This window comes from Roseateles sp. (assembly GCF_039595595.1).
Taxonomy (GTDB): Bacteria; Pseudomonadota; Gammaproteobacteria; order Burkholderiales; family Burkholderiaceae_C; genus Roseateles.
Map to the genome: position 1 here is coordinate 14,561 of NZ_JBCNLG010000034.1, position 22,079 is coordinate 36,639.

A 22,079-nucleotide genomic window follows, 5' to 3' on the forward strand; every position below is an offset into this window, starting at 1 on the left:
GCAGGCCGTTCAGCCGGTCAATGCTTTTCCTTGAACATCACGCGCGCGACGATGTTGAGCAGCAGCACGCCGATGGTGATGATGAAGACGCCCGCCCAGGCGAGCTTCTGCCAGTTCTCGTAGGGGCTCATCGCGAACTTGAAGATGGTCACCGGCAGGCTGGCCATCGGGCTGCCCAGCGAGCTGGTCCAGAACTGGTTGGACAGCGCGGTGAACAGCAGCGGCGCGGTCTCGCCCGAAATGCGGGCCAGCGCCAGCAGCACGCCGGTCACGACGCCGGCGCGCGCCGCCTTCAGCGTCACGGTCAGGATGACCTTCCACTTGGGTGTGCCCAGCGCGTAGGCGGCTTCGCGCAGCGCGTTGGGGATCAGGCTCAGCATGTTCTCGGTGGTGCGGATCACCACCGGGATGACGATCAGCGCCAGCGCCAGGATGCCGGCCAGCGCCGAGAACGACTTCATCCGCGTGACGACGACCGTGTAGATGAACAGGCCCACGACGATCGACGGCGCCGACAGCAGGATGTCGTTGATGAAGCGCACCGAGGCGCCGAGCCAGGTCTTCTGGCCGTACTCCGCGAGGTAGACACCCGCCAGCACGCCGATCGGCGTGCCGACGCAGGTCGCCAGGCCGACCATCAGCAGCGAGCCGTAGATCGCGTTGGCCAGGCCGCCCTCGTCCGCCATCGGCGGCGGCGTCATCTGCGTGAAGGTCGCGATCGTCAGGCCGCCGACGCCCTGGATCAAGGTCTCGAGCAGGATCCAGATCAGCCAGACCAGGCCGAATCCCATCGCGCCCATCGACAGCGTCAGCGCGATCTGGTTGACGCGCTTGCGCTTGTTGTACATCGCCAGGCGCTTGGCGTTGGTGGCGCTCATGAGCGGGCTCCCTCGTTCTTCTTGAGCTTGTTGAGCAGGACCTTGGAGAACGCCAGCACCACGAAGGTGATGAAGAACAGGACCAGGCCCAGGTAGATCAGCGAGGCCTGGTGCAGGCCCGCGCCGGCTTCGGCGAATTCGTTGGCCAGCGCCGAGGTGATGCTGTTGGCGGCTTCGAAGACCGACAGCGAGTTCAGCTGGTTCATGTTGCCGATCACAAAGGTCACGGCCATGGTCTCGCCCAGCGCGCGGCCCAGGCCCAGCATGACACCGCCGACCACGCCGGTCTTGGTGTAAGGAAGCACGACCTTCCAGACCACCTCCCAGGTGGTGGAGCCCAGTCCGTAGGCGGACTCCTTGAGCATCGCCGGCGTGACCTCGAACACGTCACGCATCACCGAGGCGATGAACGGAATGATCATGATGGCCAGGATGATGCCGGCCGACAGGATGCCGATGCCCACGGGCGGGCCCGAGACCAGCGCGCCCAGATAAGGGACGCCGCCGAGCAGCGACTGCAGCGGCTGCTGCACGTAGGTGGCCAGGATGGGGCCGAACACCAGCAGGCCCCACATGCCGTAGACGATCGAGGGCACGGCGGCCAGCAGCTCGATGGCGATGCCCAGCGGGCGGCGCAGCCAGCCGGGGGACAGCTCGGTCAGGAACAGCGCGATGCCGAAGCTCACCGGCACGGCGATCAGCAGCGCGATGAGCGAGGTCATCAGCGTGCCGTAGATCATCACCAGCCCGCCGAACTTCTCCTGCACCGGGTCCCAGTCCGCGGTGATCAGGAAGTTCAGGCCGAACTGCTTGATCGCGGGCGCGGCGCCCACCAGCAGCGAGCCGATGATGCCGGCCAGCAGTGCCAGCGTCAGCCATGCCGCGCCGTGCGTCAGCAGCGAGAACACCGTGTCGGCCCAGGGGGCGACGCGGCGGCGCTGCGGCGGACGCCCGTCCGGCTTCGCGCGCGCCTGGCCGCGCTCTCGGTCGATGGAATTGGCTGGAAGTATTGCGGCCACGGGGCCTCCGCTGGGAGTGTCTGGAATTCTTGTGCGAAAGCCCGGTGGCCGCGTCGCGGTTCACCGGGCTGTGTCGTCAGGCGCGGATCACTTGAAGCTGACCGCCTTGCCCGCCGCGTCCTTCACGCGGTCGGCCCACTGCTTGCGCACCAGATCCTTCACGGCGGCCGGCAGCGGCACGTAGTCCAGCTCGTCGGCGGTCTTGTCGCCCTGGGTGTAGGCCCAGTCGAAGAACTTCAGGGCCGCGGAGGCCTGGGCCGGCTTGTCCTGGGCGGCGTGCATCAGGATGAAGGTCGCGCCGGTGATGGGCCAGCTGGCCTTGCCGGGCTGCTCGGTCAGCACCTGGTAGAACGATTCGTTCCACTTGGCGCCGGCGGCGGCGGCCTTGAAGGCGTCGTCGCTCGGGCTGACGAAGGCGCCGTCGGCGTTCTTCATCAGCACGTAGGTCATCTTGTTCTGCTTGGCGTAGGCGTATTCGACGTAGCCGATGGAGTTGGGCAGACGCGTCACGAAGGCCGAGACGCCTTCGTTGCCCTTGCCGCCCGCGCCGGTGGGCCAGTTCACCGCGGTGCCTTCACCGACCTTGGCCTTCCAGTCGGCGTTGACCTTGGACAGGTAGTTCGTGAACAGGAAGCTGGTGCCTGAACCGTCAGCGCGGCGGACCACGGCGATGGCGGCGTCCGGCAGTTGCACACCCGGGTTCAGGGCAGCGATGGCGGGGTCGTTCCACTTCGTGACCTTGCCCAGGTAGATGTCGCCCAGCACCTGGCCGTTGAGCTTCAACTGGCCTGCGGCGATGCCCTTGACGTTGATGACGGGCACCACGCCACCGATCACGGTCGGGAACTGGACCAGGCCGTCCTTGGCCAATTGGTCGTCCTTCAGGGGGGCGTCCGACGCGCCGAAGTCGACGGTCTTGGCCTGGATCTGCTTGATGCCGGCGCCCGAACCGACGGACTGGTAGTTGATGCGCACGCCGGTCGCCTTGTTGTAGGCATCCGCCCACTTGGCGTACACGGGGGCCGGGAACGAGGCACCCGCACCGGTCACTTCTTGAGCATGGGCCACGGAGAACATCGCGGCGCAAGCGGCGAACAGCAGGCCAGCACGCAGTTGAGTCATGGTCATTCAGTCCTATCGCGAGGGTTGGTTGGCGAACGGAGCGGATGCTATGACCCCAATGTGACACATCCGTGACGCAGACCTGGAGTCAGAAAAATCTCCTTACGCACACCGCCCCAGAGGAGAAACGGGGCCTGGTGGAGGCGTCGGCGGGCATTGTCATATTCGATTCACCCCGCTGTCATCTTCCATCCTTAGCCTGCGTCGGCACGGGAAAACCCTCTCGCGAGCGGTGTCGGCACCATGACGGTGCGGACGAGCCAAAGGAGTCCAACCCCGTCAGCCTGAGAAGAGCGGCACGACGCGGCCACAACCAATGCAATTAGGCCGCCGGTGCTCACGCATCGGCGGCCATTCTTTTTGCTTCGCAGGGGGATCCGCGCTGAGGCGGATCGGGTCGTGGATCCGCTCAGTGACGGATGGCGTCGGCCAGGCGTTCGGCGCAGCGCTGCGCCAATCCGGCGTCGCTGGCCTCGACCATGACCCGCAGCAGCGGCTCGGTGCCCGACTTGCGGATCAGCACCCGGCCCCGGTCGCCGAGCTCGGCCGTGACCTCGGCTTCGGTGCGGGCGAGCGCGGGATTGCTCTTCCAGTCCTGCTGGTCCGCTTGCAGCCGGACATTGATCAGCGTCTGCGGGAACAGCGAGACGCCGTCAAGCAGGTCGGACAGTTGCCGGCCGCTGCGGCAGACCGCCTCCAGCACCAACAGGCTGCTGACGATGCCGTCCCCCGTCGTGTGACGGTCCAGCGCCAGCAGATGGCCAGAGCTTTCGCCGCCGAACTGCCAGCCGCGCGCAGCCAGTTCCTCGAGGACGTAACGGTCGCCGACCTTGGCGCGGACAAATTCGACGTCGCGCTGCCGCAGCGCCAGTTCGATCGCCATGTTCGTCATCAGCGTGCCGACGGCGCCGGCCACGCGCTCACCGCGGGCGAGCCGGTCCGCGACCATGACATACAGCAGCTCGTCGCCGTTGTAGAGCCGGCCTTCGCCGTCCACCATCTGCAGGCGGTCGGCATCGCCATCCAGCGCGATGCCGTAGTCGGCGCGATGCTCCTTGACCGCGGCGACCAGCGCCTCGGGCGAGGTGGCGCCCACCTTGTCATTGATGTTGAAGCCGTCGGGCTTGTTGCCGATGGGGATCACTTCGGCGCCGAGTTCGTGGAACACCGAGGGCGCCACCTGATAGGCCGCGCCGTTGGCGGCATCGACCACCAGCTTCATGCCGCGCAAGCTCAGGTCGCCGCTGAAGCTCGCCTTGCAGAACTCGATATAGCGCCCCTGCGCATCGTCCAGGCGGCGGGCACGGCCCAGGCTGGCCGAATCGACCCAGACCGGCGGCTCGTCCAGGACCGCTTCGACGTCCAGCTCCCAGGCGTCGGGCAGCTTTTCGCCCTTGGAGGAGAAGAACTTGATGCCGTTGTCCGCGAACGGGTTGTGCGAGGCCGAGATCACCACACCCAGGTGCTGGCGCAGCGCGCGGGTCAGATAAGCGACGCCGGGGGTGGGCAGCGGACCGGTCAACAGCACGTTGACGCCGGCGGACGCGAAACCCGCCTCGAGCGCCGACTCCAGCATGTAGCCGGAGATGCGGGTGTCCTTGCCGATCAGGACGCTCGGCCTGGCGTAGCTGCGCTTGAGCACGCGGCCGACCGCATGCCCCAGGCGCAACATGAAATCGGGCGTGATGGGCGTGCGGCCCACGGTCCCGCGGATTCCGTCGGTTCCGAAATACTTCCGGCTCATCGAAGCGACCTCCTGCGACTTCTCAATCTCGAATCGGAGGATTGTCGCCGAACGCGGAGGGGCCACTTCCTTCCCGCCAACCGCCCCCGCAAACGAGGGACGGGCCCGAGACCGGCCAGCGCGGATCAGGCCTGCGGAGCGCCGAACGCCTGCCAGACCTTCAGCGCATCGACGGTGGCGCCGACGTCGTGCACGCGGACCACGCGCGCCCCGAGCGCCACCGACGCCAAGGCCGCGCCAACGCTGGCGGACATGCGCTCGTCCACTGCTTTTCCGGTGACTGCCCCCAGCGTTGATTTGCGCGACCACCCGACCAGCAGCGGTCTCCCGAGCGCGAGCAGTTCACGCTGGCGTCGTTGAAGCTCGAGGTTCTGCTCGACAGTCTTGGCGAAACCATAACCAGGGTCCAACGTGATCCGCTCGGCCGCGACACCGACGCCGACCATGTGCCTCAACCGGTCGGCCAGGAAGCTGGCCACCTCGGTGACGACGTCCTCGTAGTCGGTCAGGCGCTGCATGCCGGCCGGCTGCCCCCGCATGTGCATCAGACAGATGCCTGCGCTGCCATGTGAGGCCAGCAACGCATCCGCGCCCTCGTCGCGCAGCGCCTGCACGTCGTTGATGATGTCGACGCCCAGGTCCAGCGCGCGGCGCATCACTTCGGTCTTGCAGGTGTCGACAGAGACCGGAACGCCGAAGTTCAGCGCCGCTCGCAGGACAGGCTCCAGGCGCTTCCACTCCTCGTCAGCCTCCAGCCGGGGAGCGCCCGGACGCGTCGACTCGCCCCCCAGGTCCAGGATGTCGACACCCTCGCCCAGCAGCCGCTCGCAGAAGTCGATGGCACTGGACGCATCCGCATGGTGGCCGCCGTCGGAGAACGAATCAGGCGTCACGTTGACGATGCCCATGACCAGCGGCCGCTCCGCCAGATCGAGGTCGAAGCGTGTGGTTTTCCAGATCGAAGAAGAAGTCATGGGCGGATGAGTGTCGGACGCCGGGCCCCGCGCTCGTGCACGCGAAACGGTCACGCCAAACAAGCAGTATGACGCAAGCGGCGCCCCCTCCCTGCGGAGCCAGGATGCCCTGTGCCAGCGGAAGGGCCGGTCGAAAGACCGGCGCCAAGCAAAAGGGCCGGTCTTTCGACCGGCCCTTCGGGAACATTTTCGAGGCGGCGCTCTCACGCCGCCCACGCCCCCAACGGCATCAAGCCGCGGCAGGCGCGCTGCCGGTACTGACGGCCGGGGTGCCGCCGCTGTCCGACTTGTTGGCCGGCGGCGTCCAGTCCTTCGGAGGACGCGGCGGACGGCCGTCCATGATGTCGTCGATCTGGTCGGAGTCGATGGTTTCCCATTCGAGCAGCGCCGTGGCCATCGAGTGCATCTTGTCCTTGTTGCCCTCGATCAGATCGCGCGCGATCGTGTACTGCTCGTCGATGATCTTGCGGATCTCCTGATCCACCTTGCGCATCGTCTCTTCCGACATGTTGGTCGTCTTCGTGACCGAGCGGCCCAGGAAGACCTCGCCCTCGTTATCGGCGTAGACCATCGGACCCAGTTCGTCCGTCATCCCGTAGCGGGTGACCATGTCGCGGGCGATCGCGGTGGCGCGCTCGAAGTCGTTGCTCGCGCCGGTCGTCATCTGATTCATGAAGACCTCTTCGGCGATACGGCCGCCGAACAACACAGAGATCGTCGACAGCATGCGTTCCTTGTCCATGCTGTAGCGATCGCCTTCAGGCAGCTGCATCGTCACGCCAAGGGCCCGGCCGCGCGGGATCACCGTCACCTTGTGAACCGGATCGGTCTTGGGCAGCAGGCGCGCCACCAGCGCGTGGCCAGCCTCGTGGTAGGCGGTGTTCTTGCGCTCTTCCTCGGGCATGACCATGGACTTGCGCTCGGGGCCCATCATGATCTTGTCCTTGGCCTTCTCGAAGTCCTGCATGTCGACGACCCGGCCATTGCGGCGGGCGGCGAACAGCGCAGCCTCATTGACCAGGTTCGCCAGATCGGCACCGGAGAAACCGGGGGTGCCGCGCGCCAGGATGTCGGCACGGACATCCTGACCGACGGGCACCTTGCGCATGTGCACATTCAGGATCTGCTCGCGGCCACGCACATCCGGCAGGGTCACGTAGACCTGACGGTCGAAGCGGCCCGGACGCAGCAGCGCCGGATCCAGAATGTCCGGGCGGTTGGTCGCGGCCATCACGATGACACCCAGGTTGGTGTCGAAACCGTCCATCTCCACCAGCATCTGGTTGAGGGTCTGCTCGCGTTCGTCGTTGCCGCCGCCCAGGCCGGCACCACGATGGCGGCCGACGGCGTCGATTTCGTCGACGAAGATGATGCAGGGCGCGCTCTTCTTGGCCTGCTCGAACATGTCACGGACACGGGCCGCACCGACGCCGACGAACATCTCGACGAAGTCCGAACCGGAGATCGTGAAGAACGGCACCTTCGCCTCGCCGGCGATGGCCTTGGCCAGCAGCGTCTTGCCCGTGCCCGGAGGGCCGACCAGCAGCACGCCACGCGGGATGCGCCCGCCCAGCTTCTGGAACTTCTGCGGATCCTTCAGGAAGTCCACGAGTTCCTTGACCTCTTCCTTGGCCTCGTCGCAGCCGGCAACGTCGGCGAAGGTCGTGCTGTTGTTGGCCTCGTCGAGCATGCGCGCCTTCGATTTGCCGAAGCTGAACGCGCCGCCCTTGCCGCCGCCTTGCATCTGGCGCATGAAGTACACCCAGACAGCGATCAGCAGCAGCATCGGGCCCCAGCTGAGCAGGATGCTCATCAGGACCGAGGGCTCTTCACGGGGCTTGGCATCGAACTTGACGCCGTAGTTGATCAGGTCACCGATCAGACCGCGATCCATGTACGGGGCGGTCGTGCGCAGCTTGTTGCCATCGCTGGTCTGCGCCACGATCTCGGTACCGGCGGGCGTCTCCTGCAACGTGACCTGCTTGATGCGCTTGGCACGGACTTCATCGAGGAAGTCAGAGTAGACGATCGGATTCCCCTGGGTTGCGCTGCGATCGAACTGCTTGAAGACAGTGAACAGCACAAGGGCGATCACCATCCACACAGCCACTTTCGAGAACCACTGATTGTTCACCGCGACTCCTTTGTCATTCCATCACCGCACGCCCTTGAGTACAGCCTTGGGCAGCGGACTTTCACGGCATATGGGGCGGATTCTAGGCCAGTCAAGTCCCGAGGCCTGATTGGCATTCCCATACGCGACGATAGATATTGCCATGCGCGGCGCCCGGGGACGGGCCGAAGCGGGCCCGACTTTGACGCCTGATCGGCCCTTCAGTCGAAAGCGACCAGCTTCGCGCCCTGTTCGCCGCCTGCCGACGCCCTCATCGGCTGTGCGCAACAGCCTTCTTCAGACCTTCTTCAAGCCGATGCCGACCAGGAAGTTTTCCGAGGATCGTTCCCGCGACGCCTTGGGCTTGCTGGTCTTGACCTTCTTGAACTGGGCGCGGAAAGCATGGACCAGTTGGTCGTAGCCACTGCCATGGAACACCTTGGCAACCAACGCGCCTTCCGGCTTGAGATGCTGCTGGGAGAAATCGAGCGCCAGTTCGATCAGGTGCTCGATGCGGGCGGCATCGGTGCTTTCGATGCCCGAGAGGTTGGGCGCCATGTCCGACACCACCAGGTCCACCTTCTGTCCGCCCAGCGCGGATTCCAGCTGGGCCAGCACCTCGTCTTCCCGGAAATCGCCCTGAATGAATTCCACGCCTTCGATCGGCTCGAACTCCAGCAGGTCCAGCGCGATGATGCGCCCATTCAACTGTCCGACCGCAGCGCCTCCGGCGCCCGCCTCCTTGGGCGCGAAGCGCCGGCGAAGATACTGGCTCCACGCGCCTGGGGAGGCCCCCAGGTCGACCACCACCTGGCCGGGGCGGATCAGCTGGAATTCCTCGTCGATCTCCTTGAGCTTGTAGGCGGCGCGCGAGCGGTAACCCTCTTTCTGGGCCAATTTCACGTAGGGATCGTTGACGTGGTTGTTGAGCCACGCCTTGTTCACCTTCTTGCTTTTGGTATCGACTTTCATTGCACGGATAATAGGCAGATGCCTGCTATTCAATTGACCCCTGCCCAGCGCAAGGAAAAACGCGCCGATGCACACCACCTGGACCCGGTGGTGATGATAGGCGCCGATGGCCTGACGGCTGCCGTCACCAAGGAGGTCGACGGCGCCTTGAAGGCCCACGGCCTGATCAAGGTCCGCGTGATGTCGGACGATCGCCAGGGCCGCGAGGACATCCTCGCCGCGCTGGCCGACCAACTCGACGCCGCCCCCATCCAGCACATCGGCAAGCTGCTGGTGCTCTGGCGCCCGATGCCCGAGAAGGAAAAGGCCGTCAAGGAAGATGCCCGCCCGGCGCCCAAGACCGTCAAGATCGTGAAGTTCTCGAAGAGCGGCAACAACCGTCCGCAGATCAAGAAGGTCACCGTGCTGGGGAACCAGCGCGTCACGCAGGGCGGCGAGGTCAAGCGCGCCAAGAAGCCGCGCCAGACCAGCGTCAAGAAATCCAGCCAAGGCTGATCGCGCCTCGGCGCTCGCCGGTGTCGCCGGCGCCAACGACAAGACGGCCCGCAGGCCGTCTTTCTTTTTTCGCTCCGCGATCAGCGAGGCCGGGGTCCGCTGACACGCCACGCCAGCGCAAGCACAGCGATCGTTCGCAGTCCGAAGAACACCAGCGAGACCGCGTGCAATTGCAGGAAAGTCCAAGCGCCCTGCCCTTGTTTCGCGGCCTCCATCATCGGCTGCAGCGCGAAATAGCCGGCGGCGGTGAAGCCGATGGCCAGCAACGGGAGCAGGAAACCTGGATTCATCGCCGAACCGCCCACCACGCCATCGCGATGCAGCCGCCGCTCCATGAGGATCAGCAGAATCCCCGCTGCCAGCGCGAAGCGCGCATCCAGCTCGAACATCCGCGCCACGTACTTGCCGGCCATCGCGCGCTCCAGCGTCGCGAAGGCGTTGGGCGCCGCGAGCAGCGCGACCGCCAGCAGTTCACCGGCCCACAGCGTGGCCAGCAGCGCGCGGATCCGGAGCAGCATCGGCGAACGCCTCAGATGTAGCGGACTTCGACGATCTCGTAGCGCTTGATGCCGCCCGGGGCCACGACCTCGGCGACATCGCCGGCTTCCTTGCCGATCAGCGCGCGGGCGATCGGGGAGCTGATCGAGATCAGGCCCTGCTTCAGATCGGCCTCGTCGTCGCCGACGATCTGGTACGTGACCTCGTTGCCGGACTCTTCCTCTTCCAGGTCCACGGTGGTGCCGAAGACCACCTTGCCGCCCGCGTCCACCTCGGACGGATCGATCACCTGCGCCGACGACAGCTTGCCCTCGATCTCCAGGATGCGGCCCTCGATGAAGCCCTGCTTGTCCTTGGCGGCCTCGTACTCGGCGTTTTCCGACAGGTCGCCCTGGGCGCGCGCCTCCGCGATCGCGTTGATCACGGCGTGCCGCTCGACCGTCTTGAGCCGATGCAGTTCTTCCTTGAGCTTCTCAGCGCCGCGCTTGGTCAGTGGAATCGTGGCCATGTCTCTAGAACCTTGAAAAACAAAACAAACCGCCGCTGCCGCTCAGGATCGCTGAGCAGCGGCGGCGGAATGGATGGGGCAGTTTAATGCAGTTCGGCGTGCAGTTCCTGCAGCGATTGCACCAGCAGCCCGTCCTTGTGCTTCATGCCTTCGACCGCGGCCTCGCAACCGGCCATCGTCGTGTAGTAGGTCACCCGGTTGGCCAGCGCCGCCTGACGGATGTGACGGCTGTCGGCAATTGCCGTGCGCGTCTCGTCGACGGTCGTGAACACCAGTTGGATGTCGCCGCCCTTGATCATGTCGACGATGTGCGGACGGCCGTCCTTGACCTTGTTGACGACGCGCACCGGCACGCCGGCGGCCTCGATCGCCGCGGCCGTGCCCTTGGTCGCGATCACGCCGAAGCCCAGTGCGACCAGGTCACGCGCCAGCGCGACGGCACGGTCCTTGTCGTTGTTCTTGACGGTGATCAGCACGTTGCCCTGGCGGGGCAGGCGCGAGCCCGCGCCCAGTTGGCTCTTCAGCATGGCCTCGCCGAAGGTCCGGCCGGCGCCCATGACTTCTCCGGTCGAACGCATTTCCGGGCTGAGGATGGGATCCACGCCGGGGAACTTGTTGAACGGGAAGACGGCCTCCTTGACGCTGAAGTAAGGGGGCTGGATCTCGACCGGCGGCTTGCCGCCGGCTGCCTTCTGGTCCTTGAGCTTGACGCCGGCCATGCAGCGCGCGGCGATCTTGGCCAGCGGCTGGCTGGTCGCCTTGGAGACGAAGGGCACCGTGCGCGAGGCGCGCGGGTTCACCTCGAGCACGTACACCGTGTTCTCGGCCAGGCCCTTGGTCACATCGCCCTGGATCGCGAACTGCACGTTCATCAGGCCCACGACCTTCAGCGCCTTGGCCATCGCCGCGGTCTGGCGGCGCAGTTCGTCCTGCAGTTCCTTGGACAGCGTGTACGGGGGCAGCGAGCAAGCCGAGTCGCCGGAGTGGATGCCGGCCGCCTCGATGTGCTCCATGATGCCGCCCATCATCGTGTCCTCGCCGTCGCAGATGCAGTCGACGTCGACCTCGACCGCATCCTCCAGGAAGCGGTCCAGCAGCACGGGGGACTTCTCGCTCACGCGCACGGCCTCGCGCATGTAGCGCTCCAGGTCCTTGTCGCCGTGGACGATCTCCATCGCGCGGCCGCCCAACACGTAGCTCGGACGCACGACCAGCGGGTAGCCGATCTCGTTGGCCAGCGCGACGGCCTGGTCTTCATTGCGCGCGGTGCGGTTGGGCGGCTGACGCAGGCCCAGCTCGTGCAGCAGCTTCTGGAAGCGCTCGCGGTCCTCGGCGATGTCGATGGAATCGGGCGTCGTGCCGATGATGGGCACGCCGTTGGCCTCAAGGTCAAGAGCCAGCTTCAGCGGCGTCTGGCCGCCGTACTGCACGATCACGCCGACCGGCTTCTCCTTGGCCACGATCTCGAGCACGTCCTCGAGCGTCACCGGCTCGAAGTACAGCCGATCCGACGTGTCGTAATCGGTGGAGACGGTCTCCGGATTGCAGTTGACCATGATGGTCTCGTAGCCGTCCTCGCGCATGGCGAGGGCCGCGTGGACGCAGCAGTAGTCGAACTCGATGCCCTGGCCGATGCGGTTCGGACCGCCGCCCAGCACCATGATCTTCTTCTTGTCGGACGGATTGGCCTCGCACTCCTCGTCATAGGTGGAGTACATGTAGGCGGTCTGCGTCGCGAATTCGGCGGCGCAGGTGTCGACGCGCTTGTAGACCGGACGCACGTTCAGCGCGTGACGGGTCTTGCGGACCTCGTGCTGATTGGTGCCCAGCAGCTTGGCCAGGCGCTTGTCCGAGAAGCCCTTCTTCTTCAGCAGGCGCAGCTCGTCGGCCGACAGGCCGGCCAGCTCGCGTCCCTTGAGGCTCTGCTCGATCTTGATCAGCTGCTCGATCTGGGCCAGGAACCACGGGTCGATCTTCGTCTCTTCGAAGACCTCGTCCAGCGTCATGCCGATGCGGAAGGCGTCGCCCAGGAACAGGATGCGCGACGGGCCGGGCTCGCCGATCTCCTGCACGATCTCCTCGCGATCGGTGCTGATCTCGCTGAGGCCGTCGATGCCGGTCTCCAGGCCGCGCAGCGCTTTCTGGAACGACTCCTGGAAGCTGCGGCCCATGGCCATCACCTCGCCGACCGACTTCATCTGCGTCGTCAGGCGCGAGTCGGCCATCGGGAACTTCTCGAAGGCGAAGCGCGGGATCTTCGTCACGACGTAGTCGATGCTGGGCTCGAACGAAGCCGGCGTGATGCCACCGGTGATGTCGTTCTTGAGCTCGTCCAGCGTGTAGCCCACGGCCAGCTTCGCGGCGATCTTGGCGATCGGGAAGCCGGTGGCCTTGGAGGCCAGCGCCGACGAGCGCGACACGCGCGGGTTCATCTCGATGACGATCATCCGGCCGTTGTCCGGATTGATCGAGAACTGCACGTTGGAGCCGCCGGTGTCGACGCCGATCTCGCGCAGGATCGCGATCGAGGCGTTGCGCAGCAGCTGGTATTCCTTGTCGGTCAGCGTCTGGGCCGGGGCCACGGTGATCGAGTCGCCGGTGTGGATGCCCATCGGATCCAGGTTCTCGATCGAGCACACGATGATGCAGTTGTCCGCCTTGTCGCGGACCACTTCCATCTCGTATTCCTTCCAGCCGATCAGCGATTCCTCGATCAGCAGCTCATTGGTCGGCGACAGGTCGAGGCCGCGCTTGCAGATCTCCTCGAACTCCTCCGGGTTGTAGGCGATGCCGCCGCCGGTGCCGCCGAGCGTGAAGCTGGGGCGGATGACCATCGGGAAGCCGCTGCCGCCGATCTCGGCGTGGATGCGCTTCTGCACCGACCAGGCCTCTTCCAGCGAGTGCGCGATGCCCGACTTCGCGGAATCGAGACCGATCTTGGTCATCGCGTCCTTGAACTTCAGCCGGTCTTCGGCCTTCTCGATCGCCTTCTCGTTGGCGCCGATCATCTCGACCTGGTACTTCTCGAGCACGCCGTGCTTGTGAAGGTCGAGCGCGCAGTTCAGCGCGGTCTGGCCGCCCATGGTCGGCAGGATCGCGTCGGGGCGCTCCTTGGCGATGATCTTCTCGACCACCTGCCAGGTGATGGGCTCGATGTAGGTGACGTCCGCGGTGTCCGGGTCCGTCATGATGGTCGCCGGGTTGCTGTTCACCAGGATGACCTTGTAGCCCTCCTCGCGCAGCGCCTTGCAGGCCTGGGCGCCCGAGTAGTCGAATTCGCACGCCTGGCCGATGATGATCGGGCCGGCGCCGATGATGAGGATGCTCTTGATATCAGTACGCTTGGACATGTGTCGGCTCCCCCTTCATCAGGCCTTGGACATCAGACCGATGAAGCGGTCGAACAGATACGAAATGTCGTGCGGGCCGGGGCTCGCTTCCGGGTGGCCCTGGAAGCAGAACGCCGGCTTGTCGGTGCGGGCCAGGCCCTGCAGCGTGCCGTCGAACAGGCTGACGTGCGTCGCGCGCAGGTTGGCGGGCAGCGTGCCGGGATCGACCGCGAAGCCGTGGTTCTGGCTGGTGATGCTGACGCGGCCGTTGTCCAGGTCCTTCACCGGGTGGTTCGCGCCATGGTGGCCGAACTTCATCTTGAAGGTCTTGGCGCCCGAGGCCAGCGCCATGATCTGGTGGCCCAGGCAGATGCCGAAGGTCGGGATGCCGGCCTCGATCAACTGGGCGGTGGCCTTGATCGCGTAATCGCAGGGCTCGGGGTCGCCCGGGCCGTTGGACAGGAACACGCCATCGGGCTCGAGGTCGAAGACCTCCGAGGCCGGCGTCTGCGCCGGCACGACGGTGATGCGGCAGCCGCGCGAGGCCAGCATGCGCAGGATGTTGCTCTTGACGCCGAAGTCGTAGGCGACGACGTGGAACTTGGGGGCGGTCTGCTCGCCGTAGCCCTTGCCGAGCGTCCACTCGGTCTGGGTCCAGGTCTCGCGGGCGGTGCGGCTCACGACCTTGGCCAGGTCCAGGCCCGCCATGCTGGGCGCGCTCTTGGCGGCGGCGATGGCTTCGTCGATGTGGGCCTGGGTGATCTGCTCGCCGGCGTTCAGCGCCAGGATGCAGCCGTTCTGGGCGCCCTTCTCGCGCAGCACGCGGGTCAGGCGGCGCGTGTCCAGGTCGGCGATGGCGACGGTGCCCTCGTCGCGCAGGTATTGCTGGAGCGAGCGGCTCTTGCGGAAGTTGGAATCAAGGACGGGGGCTTCCTTGATGATGAGGCCAGCGGCATGGATCTTCGAAGCCTCGACGTCCTCGTCGTTGACGCCGTAATTGCCGATGTGCGGATACGTCAGGGTGACGATCTGGCGGCAATAGCTGGGGTCGGTGAGGATTTCTTGGTAGCCGGTGAGCGAGGTGTTGAACACCACTTCACCGACGGTCCGGCCGGCGGCGCCGAGCGCGGAACCCTTGAAGACCGTGCCGTCTGCCAGGGCAAGAATCGCGGGAGGAGCGGAAAGCAGATCGGGCAGCACGGGGAACTCCGTTGTTGTGCGCGCGCCCGGCTCTGCTTCAGGTTCTGACCGCCGCCGACACGCGCCGTGGACGGCTGGCGCGCGGGTGCGACCGGGTCTCTTGTGAGAGTCCTGTGAGGGAGTCGATCCAAGGGGATCCGATGCGATCGGGGGAGGAAGTGTGCGGGACGCGGTAGGTTGCGGGTAAACCTGACAAGTATAACCCGCCAGGGTATCTACGGAGAAGATGGCGACAGTCCCGCAAGCACAGCCACGCATCGGGCGAGCCGCAGCGGCCTGTAGTCGTCCTCGCCGAGCCAGTCCTGCCAGTGATCGAGGTCGCGCAGCGCCTCGGCACTGGCCGGCTCGCGCGAACCAGCTCCGCCGCGCCGGGAACCAGACGCGGACACCACTGCAGCATCACACGGCTGTTCAGAATCGCGCGTCCAGGAACAGGTCAATCCAGCGCCGTGATCGCGTTGGCGACCCAGATTTGTTGCGCCGCGGTCATCCCGCGCGTGCTGATCGTGACGTTTCCAGCCGGGAACGACTTATTGAGAACTTCATATTCCGGACATCCCGTCGGCTTGACCGCACATACCCCAGCGGCCAATACTGCAGGGACGAGCGCACCGAGCAGGCCGCCGGCGCCGGCGGCCACAAGAAACCTTTTCATGGAATCCCCCCGTCAGTCAGCGCATTGTTTATCGCGGGACACGCGCAGGATTTCCTGCTTCATGTTGGAATATTTTTCACCGGTGAGAAACTTTTCCCAGCGGCCGCTGCCCGGCTCAATCCGGCCGGCGCGCACGGGAACGGGATCGCCGTGCAGGAAATAATCGATGCCGGCGGCATCCCCGGGCCGCGTCAGGGCCATGAAATAACTCTTGCCCTGCAAATAAGGCTCGCCGCGCTCGTCGGCGACCCGCAAGGTCATGCCCTGGTCCTTTACCTCGCCGCCCAGGCGCACCACGCTCACGCGCTGTCCGGCCTGAAGGCCGCTGCGCGAGCGCACCACGTCCTCGATCTCGAATTCGGTCCGGGTGAGGATGGAGGCATTCCCGGAGGTCAGGGCCGACACCGAGTCGAGCGCCTTTGCCAGCACGATCAGCGGCGCGCCGCAAAAGGTCTGGCCCAGCATCTGATCAGCGGCGGACTTGCCGGCCTGGGGCACATAACTGCGCAGCGGCGGCAGATTCTCGACATAAAACCCGCGAGCGCCGTCGGGAAACAGATCGGCCTGATGAATATCCGGCGCGGTGCCATTCGGATTCACGCGCAGATACTTTTCGGCGGCCCGCACCGATGATTGATCCCAAGGCGTCACGGCGAACGCGCACGGCGCCACGGCGATCCAGAGGAACGCCAGCATCTTCTTCATATTCTCTCCCTCAAGGGACCGCGCATGTGCCGATCCGAGCCGCCAATGTATGCAGCCCGTATGGAAAACGCATAGGTGGAAACCCGAGAAAGCTCCACACATTCTCGCAACGCGGCGCCGCAATCGATGAAATCAAACCGGATCGCATGAATTCATGAAATACCCATCAAGGCCGCATCAATATTCCGTGAGGAACTGCCTCGCGAAGCCGAGAACCGCGACCGGCAGCCATTCCCACACAGCGGCCTTCATCAGCCCCCCGCCCGAAGCGCGCATGTTCAATTTCGTTTTCAACGCTTTTCAACCCGCCACCAACCTGGTCGACCTGTTGTGGACCCCGCCGCAGGAGAAGGTGCGCCAGTTGCCCGGCGACACGACGACGCGCACCTGCCCGTTGCCCGGCAACGCCAAACTCCTCTATGTCCGGGACCCGCAGGCGATGCACAAGTTGGCGGTGGATCCCGCGGTGGATCGCGGTCCCGGCCTGGTCCTGCTGCGTTCCATCTTCGGCGCCGGGACGACATTCCTCCTGCCGCGTGGAAAGCCGCACAGCCAGGCTGCGGGCCAAGTCAATCGCCATCTGAGCCGGGAGAAGGTCGAGGCGCTGGCGCCCGAGCTGGCCGACTTCGCAGTCAAGGCGGTGGAACGCGTGCGCGACACCGTCGAAGCCCGCGGATCTGCATCGGTGGACCTGCGCCAGGTGGTGCTGGGCTATCTGATGGACTGCGGCGCCCGCGCCATCGCAGGCGTGCCCGTGGACCTGTCGTCCCAAGTGGCCGTGTTCCAGCGTGGCGTCGATGCGTTGCACGAGGAAGCCAGCTCGGTCCTGAAGACCGCACTCGCGGCCGCGCAGCCTTGGGCGGCCAACTTCATGGCGCCGAAAGCGCGCCAGGCGGCCGTCAAGTTCCAGGAGGCCGGCCGGCTGATGCTGGTGGCCGCGGCGGAGCAGCACGATCTGCGCGATTCGCTGGCGCTGGCCACGATGAAGGGATGGCGCATTGATCCCGAAAAGGTCACCGCGGACAGCGACTTCCCGCGGGAACTCAAGGCCAAGGTCTCGATGGATCTGGCCGCCTCCCTGTTCACGACGGCGAATCTCATCGAGATGACGCTGCATCACCTCTACACCCATCCGCAGGAACTGGAGACGCTGCGGACCGCCATCCAGGCCGACTTCCCGCACGGCGTGGGCGAACTCACCGCACTGTCCGAATGCGAGACCTATCGCCTGCTGCTCCCGCTCCTGACGGCTCACACCCCGGTCGCCATCGTCTCCCGGGACGTCGTGAAGAGCACCTCCTTCACCGACTGCCATGGCCAGCGGCACGACCTGTGCGCGGGCGACGCGGTGATCTTCGACATCGAAGGCATGCAGGCCCGGCAACGGCCGGACCTGGAGCGCCAACTGGCCGCCGAGGATGACGGCGCGAAGGCGCTCAAGATGATGGACCGATGCCCCCGCGGCGCGATGTCGATGTTCTACACCGGCGACAACGTGTGTTCCGGCCGCTATCTGGCCATGGCGGAGGCGTTCCTCCTCATCGTCCAGATGGTGAAGACGCTGGATGGCGAGCCGGCCAAGGGCCGGCAAGTCATCCGCGGCATCGTGAACCATCTGGACGGCGACCCGAAGGTGGAGATGCGCCTGGCGCCGCCCGTGCCCGGGGCGAGGCCCGGGGCCGCGATCAGCCCGCCGTCACCCGCATCGGCTTCTGCATGACATCGCAGGCCTTGCCCTTCTTGGCGCGCTTGCCGGCGTAGGACGCCAGCGCCACACCCTTGAGCGGCTCCTCCTTGGCCTTGCCGCCGCGCGCCGTGCCGCTGACCAGCAGCTGCGTCGTGAACGCGGCCACGCTGACCAGCGCGTCCTTCGCATCGAGATCGATCAGCGTCAGCCCGCGGCCGCCCTTGGGCTGGTGCTTGAGCTCGTCGATCGCGAAAGTGAGCAGGCGGCCCGCCATCGACAGGCAGGCGACCTGCACGCCGGCGATCTCGCCGGCAGGCACCGTCGCGGGCGGCAGCGGCCGCTCGTCGCCTTCCAGGCTGAGGAAGCTCTTGCCCGCCTTCTGACGGCCGACCAGGTCGCCGACCTCGGCCACCAGGCCGAAGCCGCCCGTGCCGGCCAGCAGCAGCTTCTGCGAGGCCGCACCGGCGAAGTAATGGGCGATCTGACTGCCCGGCTCGAGCTCGATCAGCGTCGTGATGGGCTGCCCGTCGCCGCGGCCGCCCGGCAGCGCCGACACCGGCACCGAGTACGCCCGCCCATTGCTGCCCAGCACCACCAGCGGATCGACGCTGCGGCACGGGAACACGCCATACAGCGAGTCGCCCGACTTGAAGGCCAACGCCGACGGATCGACCTCGTGACCCTTGAGCGCGCGCACCCAGCCCTTGAGGCTGACCACCACCGTGACCGGCTCGTCGACGATGCGGACCTCGGCCACGGCGCGCTTGTCCTCCTGGATCAGCGTGCGGCGGTCGTCGCCGTATTCCTTCTTGTCGGCCTCGATCTCCTTGATCACCGTGCGCCGCAGCACCGACGGATTCGACAGGATCTCCTCGAGCTTGCCGGCCTCCTCGCGCAGTTCCTTGAGCTGCTGCTCGATCTTGATGAACTCCAGCCGCGCCAGCTGACGCAGACGGATTTCCAGGATGTCCTCGGCCTGCCGGTCGCTCAGCGCGAAGCGCTCGATCAGCGCGGGCTTGGGCTCATCCGAGTTGCGGATGATCGCGATGACCTCGTCGATGTGCAGCAGGATCTGATGCCGGCCTTCCAGGATATGGATGCGGTCGCGGACCTTGTCCAGGCGGTGCTGCGTGCGCCGCGTCACCGTGCCCAGGCGGAAGCCCAGCCACTCGGTGAGGATCTTGCGCAGCGTCTTCTGCACCGGCCGGCCGTCGTCGCCGACCATGGTCAGGTTCAGCGGCGCCGTGGTCTCCAGGCTGGTGTGCGCCAGCAGCGTGTTGATCAGGTCCTGCTGCTCGATCGCGCGGCTCTTGGGCTCGAACACCAGCCGCACCGGCGCGTCCTTGTTGGACTCGTCGCGCGCCTTGTCCAGCACGCCCAGCACGGTGCCCTTGAGCTGCAGCTGCTCCGGCGTCAGCGTCTTCTTGCCGGTCTTGACCTTGGGGTTGGTGAGCTCCTCGATCTCCTCCAGCACCTTGGCCGTGCTGACGCCCTGCGGCAGCTCGGTCACCACCAGTTGCCACTGGCCGCGGGCCAGGTCCTCGATCTTCCAGCGCGCGCGCAGCTTCAGGCTGCCGCGGCCGGTGTTGTAGGCCGCGCGGATCTCCTCCGCCGAGCTGATCAGCTGACCGCCGCCCGGATAGTCCGGCCCCTTGATCGTCTCGAAGAGCTCATCGTCGCTGGCGTCGGGGCGCTTGAGCAGCAGCACCGCCGCCTCGGCGACTTCGCGCAGGTTGTGGCTGGGCACTTCCGTGGCCATGCCCACCGCGATGCCCGAGGCGCCGTTCAGCAGCACGAAGGGCAGCCGCGCCGGCAACTCCCTGGGCTCCTCGTAGGACCCGTCGTAGTTGGGCTGGAAGTCGACCGTGCCCTGGTCGAGCTCGTCCAGCAGCAGCCGCGAATAGATCGACAGCCGCGCTTCCGTGTAGCGCATCGCCGCGGCGTTGTCGCCGTCGCGGCTGCCAAAGTTGCCCTGGCCGTCGACCAGCGGATAGCGCTGGCTGAAGTCCTGCGCCATGCGCACCATCGCGTCGTACGCGGCCTGGTCGCCGTGCGGGTGGTACTTGCCCAGCACCTCGCCGACCACGCGCGCGCTCTTCACCGCCTTGGCGCCGGTCGCGCCGGTGAAGCCCAGGCCCAGCCGCTCCATGGTGAACAGGATGCGGCGCTGGACGGGCTTCTGGCCGTCACTGTAGGCCGGCAGCGCGCGGCCCTTCACCACCGACAGCGCGTACTCCAGGTAAGCCTGCTGCGCATACTGCGCCAGCGTCAGCGCGTCGCCCGACGGGGCCTGGCCGCCCGGGCCGTCCGGGGTCTCGAAATCAAAGGTCTCTTGGGTCATCTGTGCTCATGCCGGCCTCGCCGGCGGTTCGTATCTCTGAACGTATTCCTGAATGTGCTTCTGAACGGCGCGATCAAGCGCCGGAGCGCTGGAGCGCCGCCTCACTCGCCGGGCGCCGCGACCATCGTCAGTTGCCGCGCCCGCGCCCCGAGGCTGCGCTGCAGCAGCGCCCAGTACAGCTCCAGCACCAGGTGCACGTGCGCCTGGGTCTCGTCGATGTCGGGCATGTGGCCGCCGGCGCGCCGCACCGCGCCCTCGCCGGCGTTCCAGGCCGCCAGCGCGGCGTCCAGCCGGCCGAAGCGCCGCGTCAGATCGGCCAGCATCCGCGCGCCGATCAGCACGTTGACGCGCGGATCCTGCAGGTAGCCCGGGCGCCGCAGCTCGCCGGGCGTCGCGTAGCGCTGCGCAGTCACGGCCGTGATCTGCATCAGACCGGTCGCGCCGCGCGGCGACATCGCATCGGCCTTGAAGCCGGACTCGACCGCGATGATGGCCTTCAGCAGCTCGGCATCGACGCCGGTCGCCGCCGCCGCCTCGCGCAGATAGGGCTGCACCGCCTTGACCTCGGGCGCGATGTCCAGCCAGGTCAGCATCCGCTGGCCGTGGTCGGTCTTGCCCGGCACGCGGCGCACGCCGCTCAGCGGCGACATCACCGGTTGGAAGCGGCCATCGACCTGCATCGGCGCGAAATGCGCGATGCCGTCGGCGTCCACGTAGCCCCACAGCTCCGCATGGGCCGGCGTCAGCTTGGCCGCGAAGGCCACGGCGATGCTCAGCGCCAGGCGCTTGCGCAGCCGCACGCCGCGCGTCGCGGGGCCGCGGCCGTGGCTCATGACGGCTCCAGCCCCTGCGCCACGCGCGCCTCGTACTCGCGCTTGAGCAGCGACATCACGATCAGGTCGTCGAAGCCCTCGCCCATCACGCCCTGCGCATCGGGCAGCGGCTCGGCGCGCACGCATTCGCGCAGCCGGCCTTCCTCGACATAGCCCTCGCTGCGGTACAGCGCCTGTGCGCGCGTGTTGCGGCCCTTCACGTCCAGCCAGAAGCGGTGCGCGCCCAGCTGCGTGAAGGCCATGCGCTTGAGCAGCCGCACGCAGATCCGGCCCACGCCCTGCCCCTTCGGGCCGAGCACGATGCGCTTGAGCTCCACCGAGCGGTTGGGGTTGCGGCAGCCCTGCAGGATCACGAAGCCGGCGCGCTCGGCGTCCAGCTCCACGATGAAGTGGCGCGCATCCGGAAACCGGATGGCGCCCTCGTGCTGCGTGCGTTCCCATGGGGTGATGAAGGGGCGGTTGGCCGCGTCCTGCTCCACGCCCACGACGAAGTCCAGGTCGGACAGCATCGTCGGGCGGAGGGTGACGCGGTGGTCGTACATCTCGGTGCTTGCCATGTTGGCCTCAACGCCCGCCCGGCCGCCCGAAGGGCGTTGAGCGCCCCCTCGGGGGGCAGCGAACGAAGTGAGCGTGGGGGCACATGGCTATACGTCGATCTCGATGGCGTCGCCGTGCAGCTCCATCAGCTCGCGGCGTGCGGCCGCTTCGCCCTTGCCCATCAGCTTGTTCATCGCGCCCTCGGTGTCGGCGATGTCCAGGTCACCGTACTGCACTTGCAGCAGGCGGCGCGTCTCGGGATTCAGCGTCGTGTCCCACAGCTGCTCGGCGTTCATTTCGCCCAGGCCTTTGAAGCGGCTGATGCTCCAGCTGCCCTCGCGAGCGCCTTCCTTGCGCAGCTTGTCCAGGATCGCGGCCTGCTCGCCCTCGTCCAGCGCGTAGAGCTTGGCGGCCGGCTTCTTGCCGCGCGCCGGCGCGTCGACGCGGAACAGCGGCGGCCGCGCCACGT

General features: G+C 66.6%; 18 protein-coding genes and 1 pseudogene. 2 read left to right on the plus strand and 17 right to left on the minus strand.

Features of this window, described 5'->3' with window-relative positions; translation table 11 throughout:
* Window positions 1–17: 17 nt before the first annotated feature.
* The 7 genes from pstA to ABDW61_RS23960 all read right to left on the minus strand — a co-directional run bounded on the left by pstA (window position 18) and on the right by ABDW61_RS23960 (window position 8,822).
* Complete coding sequence (pstA, locus tag ABDW61_RS23930) at window positions 18–878, minus strand: phosphate ABC transporter permease PstA (protein ID WP_343642386.1); 861 nt, start codon at window positions 876–878, stop codon at window positions 18–20.
* Window positions 875–1,897 (minus strand): phosphate ABC transporter permease PstC, encoded by a 1,023-nt coding sequence (gene pstC, locus ABDW61_RS23935; protein ID WP_343642388.1) that lies wholly within the window; start codon window positions 1,895–1,897, stop codon window positions 875–877. The genes pstA and pstC overlap by 4 nt, the downstream gene beginning before the upstream one ends.
* A gap of 87 nt (window positions 1,898–1,984) precedes the next feature.
* A complete protein-coding gene (gene pstS / locus ABDW61_RS23940) occupies window positions 1,985–3,025 on the minus strand; it encodes a phosphate ABC transporter substrate-binding protein PstS (protein ID WP_343642390.1) in 1,041 nt (346 codons plus the stop codon).
* A gap of 403 nt (window positions 3,026–3,428) precedes the next feature.
* On the minus strand, window positions 3,429–4,763 hold the full coding sequence (gene glmM / locus ABDW61_RS23945) for a phosphoglucosamine mutase (RefSeq protein ID WP_343642392.1): 1,335 nt from the start codon (window positions 4,761–4,763) through the stop codon (window positions 3,429–3,431).
* Between the two features lie 125 nt (window positions 4,764–4,888).
* Window positions 4,889–5,671 carry a dihydropteroate synthase gene (folP, locus tag ABDW61_RS23950; RefSeq protein WP_343642394.1) on the minus strand — a complete coding sequence of 261 codons (783 nt, stop codon included), beginning with the start codon at window positions 5,669–5,671 and terminating at the stop codon, window positions 4,889–4,891.
* Between the two features lie 295 nt (window positions 5,672–5,966).
* Window positions 5,967–7,871, minus strand: coding sequence for an ATP-dependent zinc metalloprotease FtsH (ftsH, locus tag ABDW61_RS23955; protein ID WP_343642396.1), 1,905 nt, complete (start codon window positions 7,869–7,871; stop codon window positions 5,967–5,969).
* 276 nt (window positions 7,872–8,147) lie between these two features.
* Window positions 8,148–8,822: an RlmE family RNA methyltransferase gene (locus ABDW61_RS23960; protein WP_343642414.1), complete on the minus strand. Its 675-nt coding sequence runs from the start codon at window positions 8,820–8,822 to the stop codon at window positions 8,148–8,150.
* 18 nt (window positions 8,823–8,840) lie between these two features.
* On the opposite strand from ABDW61_RS23960, the gene yhbY reads away from it, so the two are divergent.
* The gene (gene yhbY / locus ABDW61_RS23965; RefSeq protein ID WP_343642398.1) at window positions 8,841–9,317 is read left to right on the plus strand and encodes a ribosome assembly RNA-binding protein YhbY; all 477 of its coding nucleotides are present in this window, start codon (window positions 8,841–8,843) and stop codon (window positions 9,315–9,317) included.
* Between the two features lie 80 nt (window positions 9,318–9,397).
* Here the strand turns inward: yhbY and ABDW61_RS23970 are convergent, their stop codons facing one another.
* The 6 genes from ABDW61_RS23970 to ABDW61_RS23995 all read right to left on the minus strand — a co-directional run bounded on the left by ABDW61_RS23970 (window position 9,398) and on the right by ABDW61_RS23995 (window position 16,212).
* The gene (locus ABDW61_RS23970; RefSeq protein WP_343642400.1) at window positions 9,398–9,835 is read right to left on the minus strand and encodes a DUF4149 domain-containing protein; all 438 of its coding nucleotides are present in this window, start codon (window positions 9,833–9,835) and stop codon (window positions 9,398–9,400) included.
* 11 nt (window positions 9,836–9,846) lie between these two features.
* Entirely contained in the window at window positions 9,847–10,323 is a 477-nt protein-coding gene (greA, locus tag ABDW61_RS23975; protein WP_343642402.1) for a transcription elongation factor GreA, read from the minus strand.
* An 83-nt stretch (window positions 10,324–10,406) separates the two neighbouring features.
* On the minus strand, window positions 10,407–13,673 hold the full coding sequence (gene carB, locus ABDW61_RS23980; protein WP_343642404.1) for a carbamoyl-phosphate synthase large subunit: 3,267 nt from the start codon (window positions 13,671–13,673) through the stop codon (window positions 10,407–10,409).
* Between the two features lie 18 nt (window positions 13,674–13,691).
* Complete coding sequence (carA, locus tag ABDW61_RS23985; protein WP_343642405.1) at window positions 13,692–14,852, minus strand: glutamine-hydrolyzing carbamoyl-phosphate synthase small subunit; 1,161 nt, start codon at window positions 14,850–14,852, stop codon at window positions 13,692–13,694.
* A gap of 436 nt (window positions 14,853–15,288) precedes the next feature.
* Entirely contained in the window at window positions 15,289–15,507 is a 219-nt protein-coding gene (locus ABDW61_RS23990; protein WP_343642407.1) for a hypothetical protein, read from the minus strand.
* 12 nt (window positions 15,508–15,519) lie between these two features.
* Entirely contained in the window at window positions 15,520–16,212 is a 693-nt protein-coding gene (locus ABDW61_RS23995; RefSeq protein WP_343642408.1) for a hypothetical protein, read from the minus strand.
* A gap of 274 nt (window positions 16,213–16,486) precedes the next feature.
* Between ABDW61_RS23995 and ABDW61_RS24000 the strand changes: the two genes are divergently transcribed.
* Window positions 16,487–17,932 carry a hypothetical protein gene (locus tag ABDW61_RS24000; RefSeq protein ID WP_343642409.1) on the plus strand — a complete coding sequence of 482 codons (1,446 nt, stop codon included), beginning with the start codon at window positions 16,487–16,489 and terminating at the stop codon, window positions 17,930–17,932.
* Here the strand turns inward: ABDW61_RS24000 and parC are convergent.
* The 4 genes and pseudogenes from parC to ABDW61_RS24020 all read right to left on the minus strand — a co-directional run.
* Window positions 17,898–20,240, minus strand: coding sequence for a DNA topoisomerase IV subunit A (parC, locus tag ABDW61_RS24005; protein ID WP_343642410.1), 2,343 nt, complete (start codon window positions 20,238–20,240; stop codon window positions 17,898–17,900). The genes ABDW61_RS24000 and parC overlap by 35 nt on opposite strands.
* A 101-nt stretch (window positions 20,241–20,341) precedes the next feature.
* A complete protein-coding gene (locus ABDW61_RS24010; RefSeq protein WP_343642412.1) occupies window positions 20,342–21,073 on the minus strand; it encodes a lytic transglycosylase domain-containing protein in 732 nt (243 codons plus the stop codon).
* Window positions 21,070–21,630: a GNAT family protein gene (locus ABDW61_RS24015; protein ID WP_343642413.1), complete on the minus strand. Its 561-nt coding sequence runs from the start codon at window positions 21,628–21,630 to the stop codon at window positions 21,070–21,072. Before ABDW61_RS24015 ends, ABDW61_RS24010 begins: the two co-directional genes overlap by 4 nt.
* Window positions 21,631–21,717: 87 nt before the next feature.
* Window positions 21,718–22,079, minus strand: a pseudogene (locus ABDW61_RS24020) (DNA topoisomerase IV subunit B); the annotation flags it as partial.

Bases quoted from the DNA above. Each gene is read 5' to 3' on its own strand.
- ABDW61_RS24000 (WP_343642409.1), top strand. From the start codon at position 16,487: ATGTTCAATTTCGTTTTCAACGCTTTTCAACCCGCCACCAACCTGGTC.
- ABDW61_RS23995 (WP_343642408.1), bottom strand. From the start codon at position 16,212: ATGAAGAAGATGCTGGCGTTCCTCTGGATCGCCGTGGCGCCGTGCGCG.
- greA (WP_343642402.1), bottom strand. From the start codon at position 10,323: ATGGCCACGATTCCACTGACCAAGCGCGGCGCTGAGAAGCTCAAGGAA.
- glmM (WP_343642392.1), bottom strand. From the start codon at position 4,763: ATGAGCCGGAAGTATTTCGGAACCGACGGAATCCGCGGGACCGTGGGC.
- ABDW61_RS23960 (WP_343642414.1), bottom strand. From the start codon at position 8,822: ATGAAAGTCGATACCAAAAGCAAGAAGGTGAACAAGGCGTGGCTCAAC.
- pstS (WP_343642390.1), bottom strand. From the start codon at position 3,025: ATGACCATGACTCAACTGCGTGCTGGCCTGCTGTTCGCCGCTTGCGCC.
- ABDW61_RS23970 (WP_343642400.1), bottom strand. From the start codon at position 9,835: ATGCTGCTCCGGATCCGCGCGCTGCTGGCCACGCTGTGGGCCGGTGAA.
- ABDW61_RS24015 (WP_343642413.1), bottom strand. From the start codon at position 21,630: ATGGCAAGCACCGAGATGTACGACCACCGCGTCACCCTCCGCCCGACG.
- yhbY (WP_343642398.1), top strand. From the start codon at position 8,841: ATGCCTGCTATTCAATTGACCCCTGCCCAGCGCAAGGAAAAACGCGCC.
- ABDW61_RS23990 (WP_343642407.1), bottom strand. From the start codon at position 15,507: ATGAAAAGGTTTCTTGTGGCCGCCGGCGCCGGCGGCCTGCTCGGTGCG.
- parC (WP_343642410.1), bottom strand. From the start codon at position 20,240: ATGACCCAAGAGACCTTTGATTTCGAGACCCCGGACGGCCCGGGCGGC.
- pstA (WP_343642386.1), bottom strand. From the start codon at position 878: ATGAGCGCCACCAACGCCAAGCGCCTGGCGATGTACAACAAGCGCAAG.
- ABDW61_RS24010 (WP_343642412.1), bottom strand. From the start codon at position 21,073: ATGAGCCACGGCCGCGGCCCCGCGACGCGCGGCGTGCGGCTGCGCAAG.
- carB (WP_343642404.1), bottom strand. From the start codon at position 13,673: ATGTCCAAGCGTACTGATATCAAGAGCATCCTCATCATCGGCGCCGGC.
- folP (WP_343642394.1), bottom strand. From the start codon at position 5,671: ATGGGCATCGTCAACGTGACGCCTGATTCGTTCTCCGACGGCGGCCAC.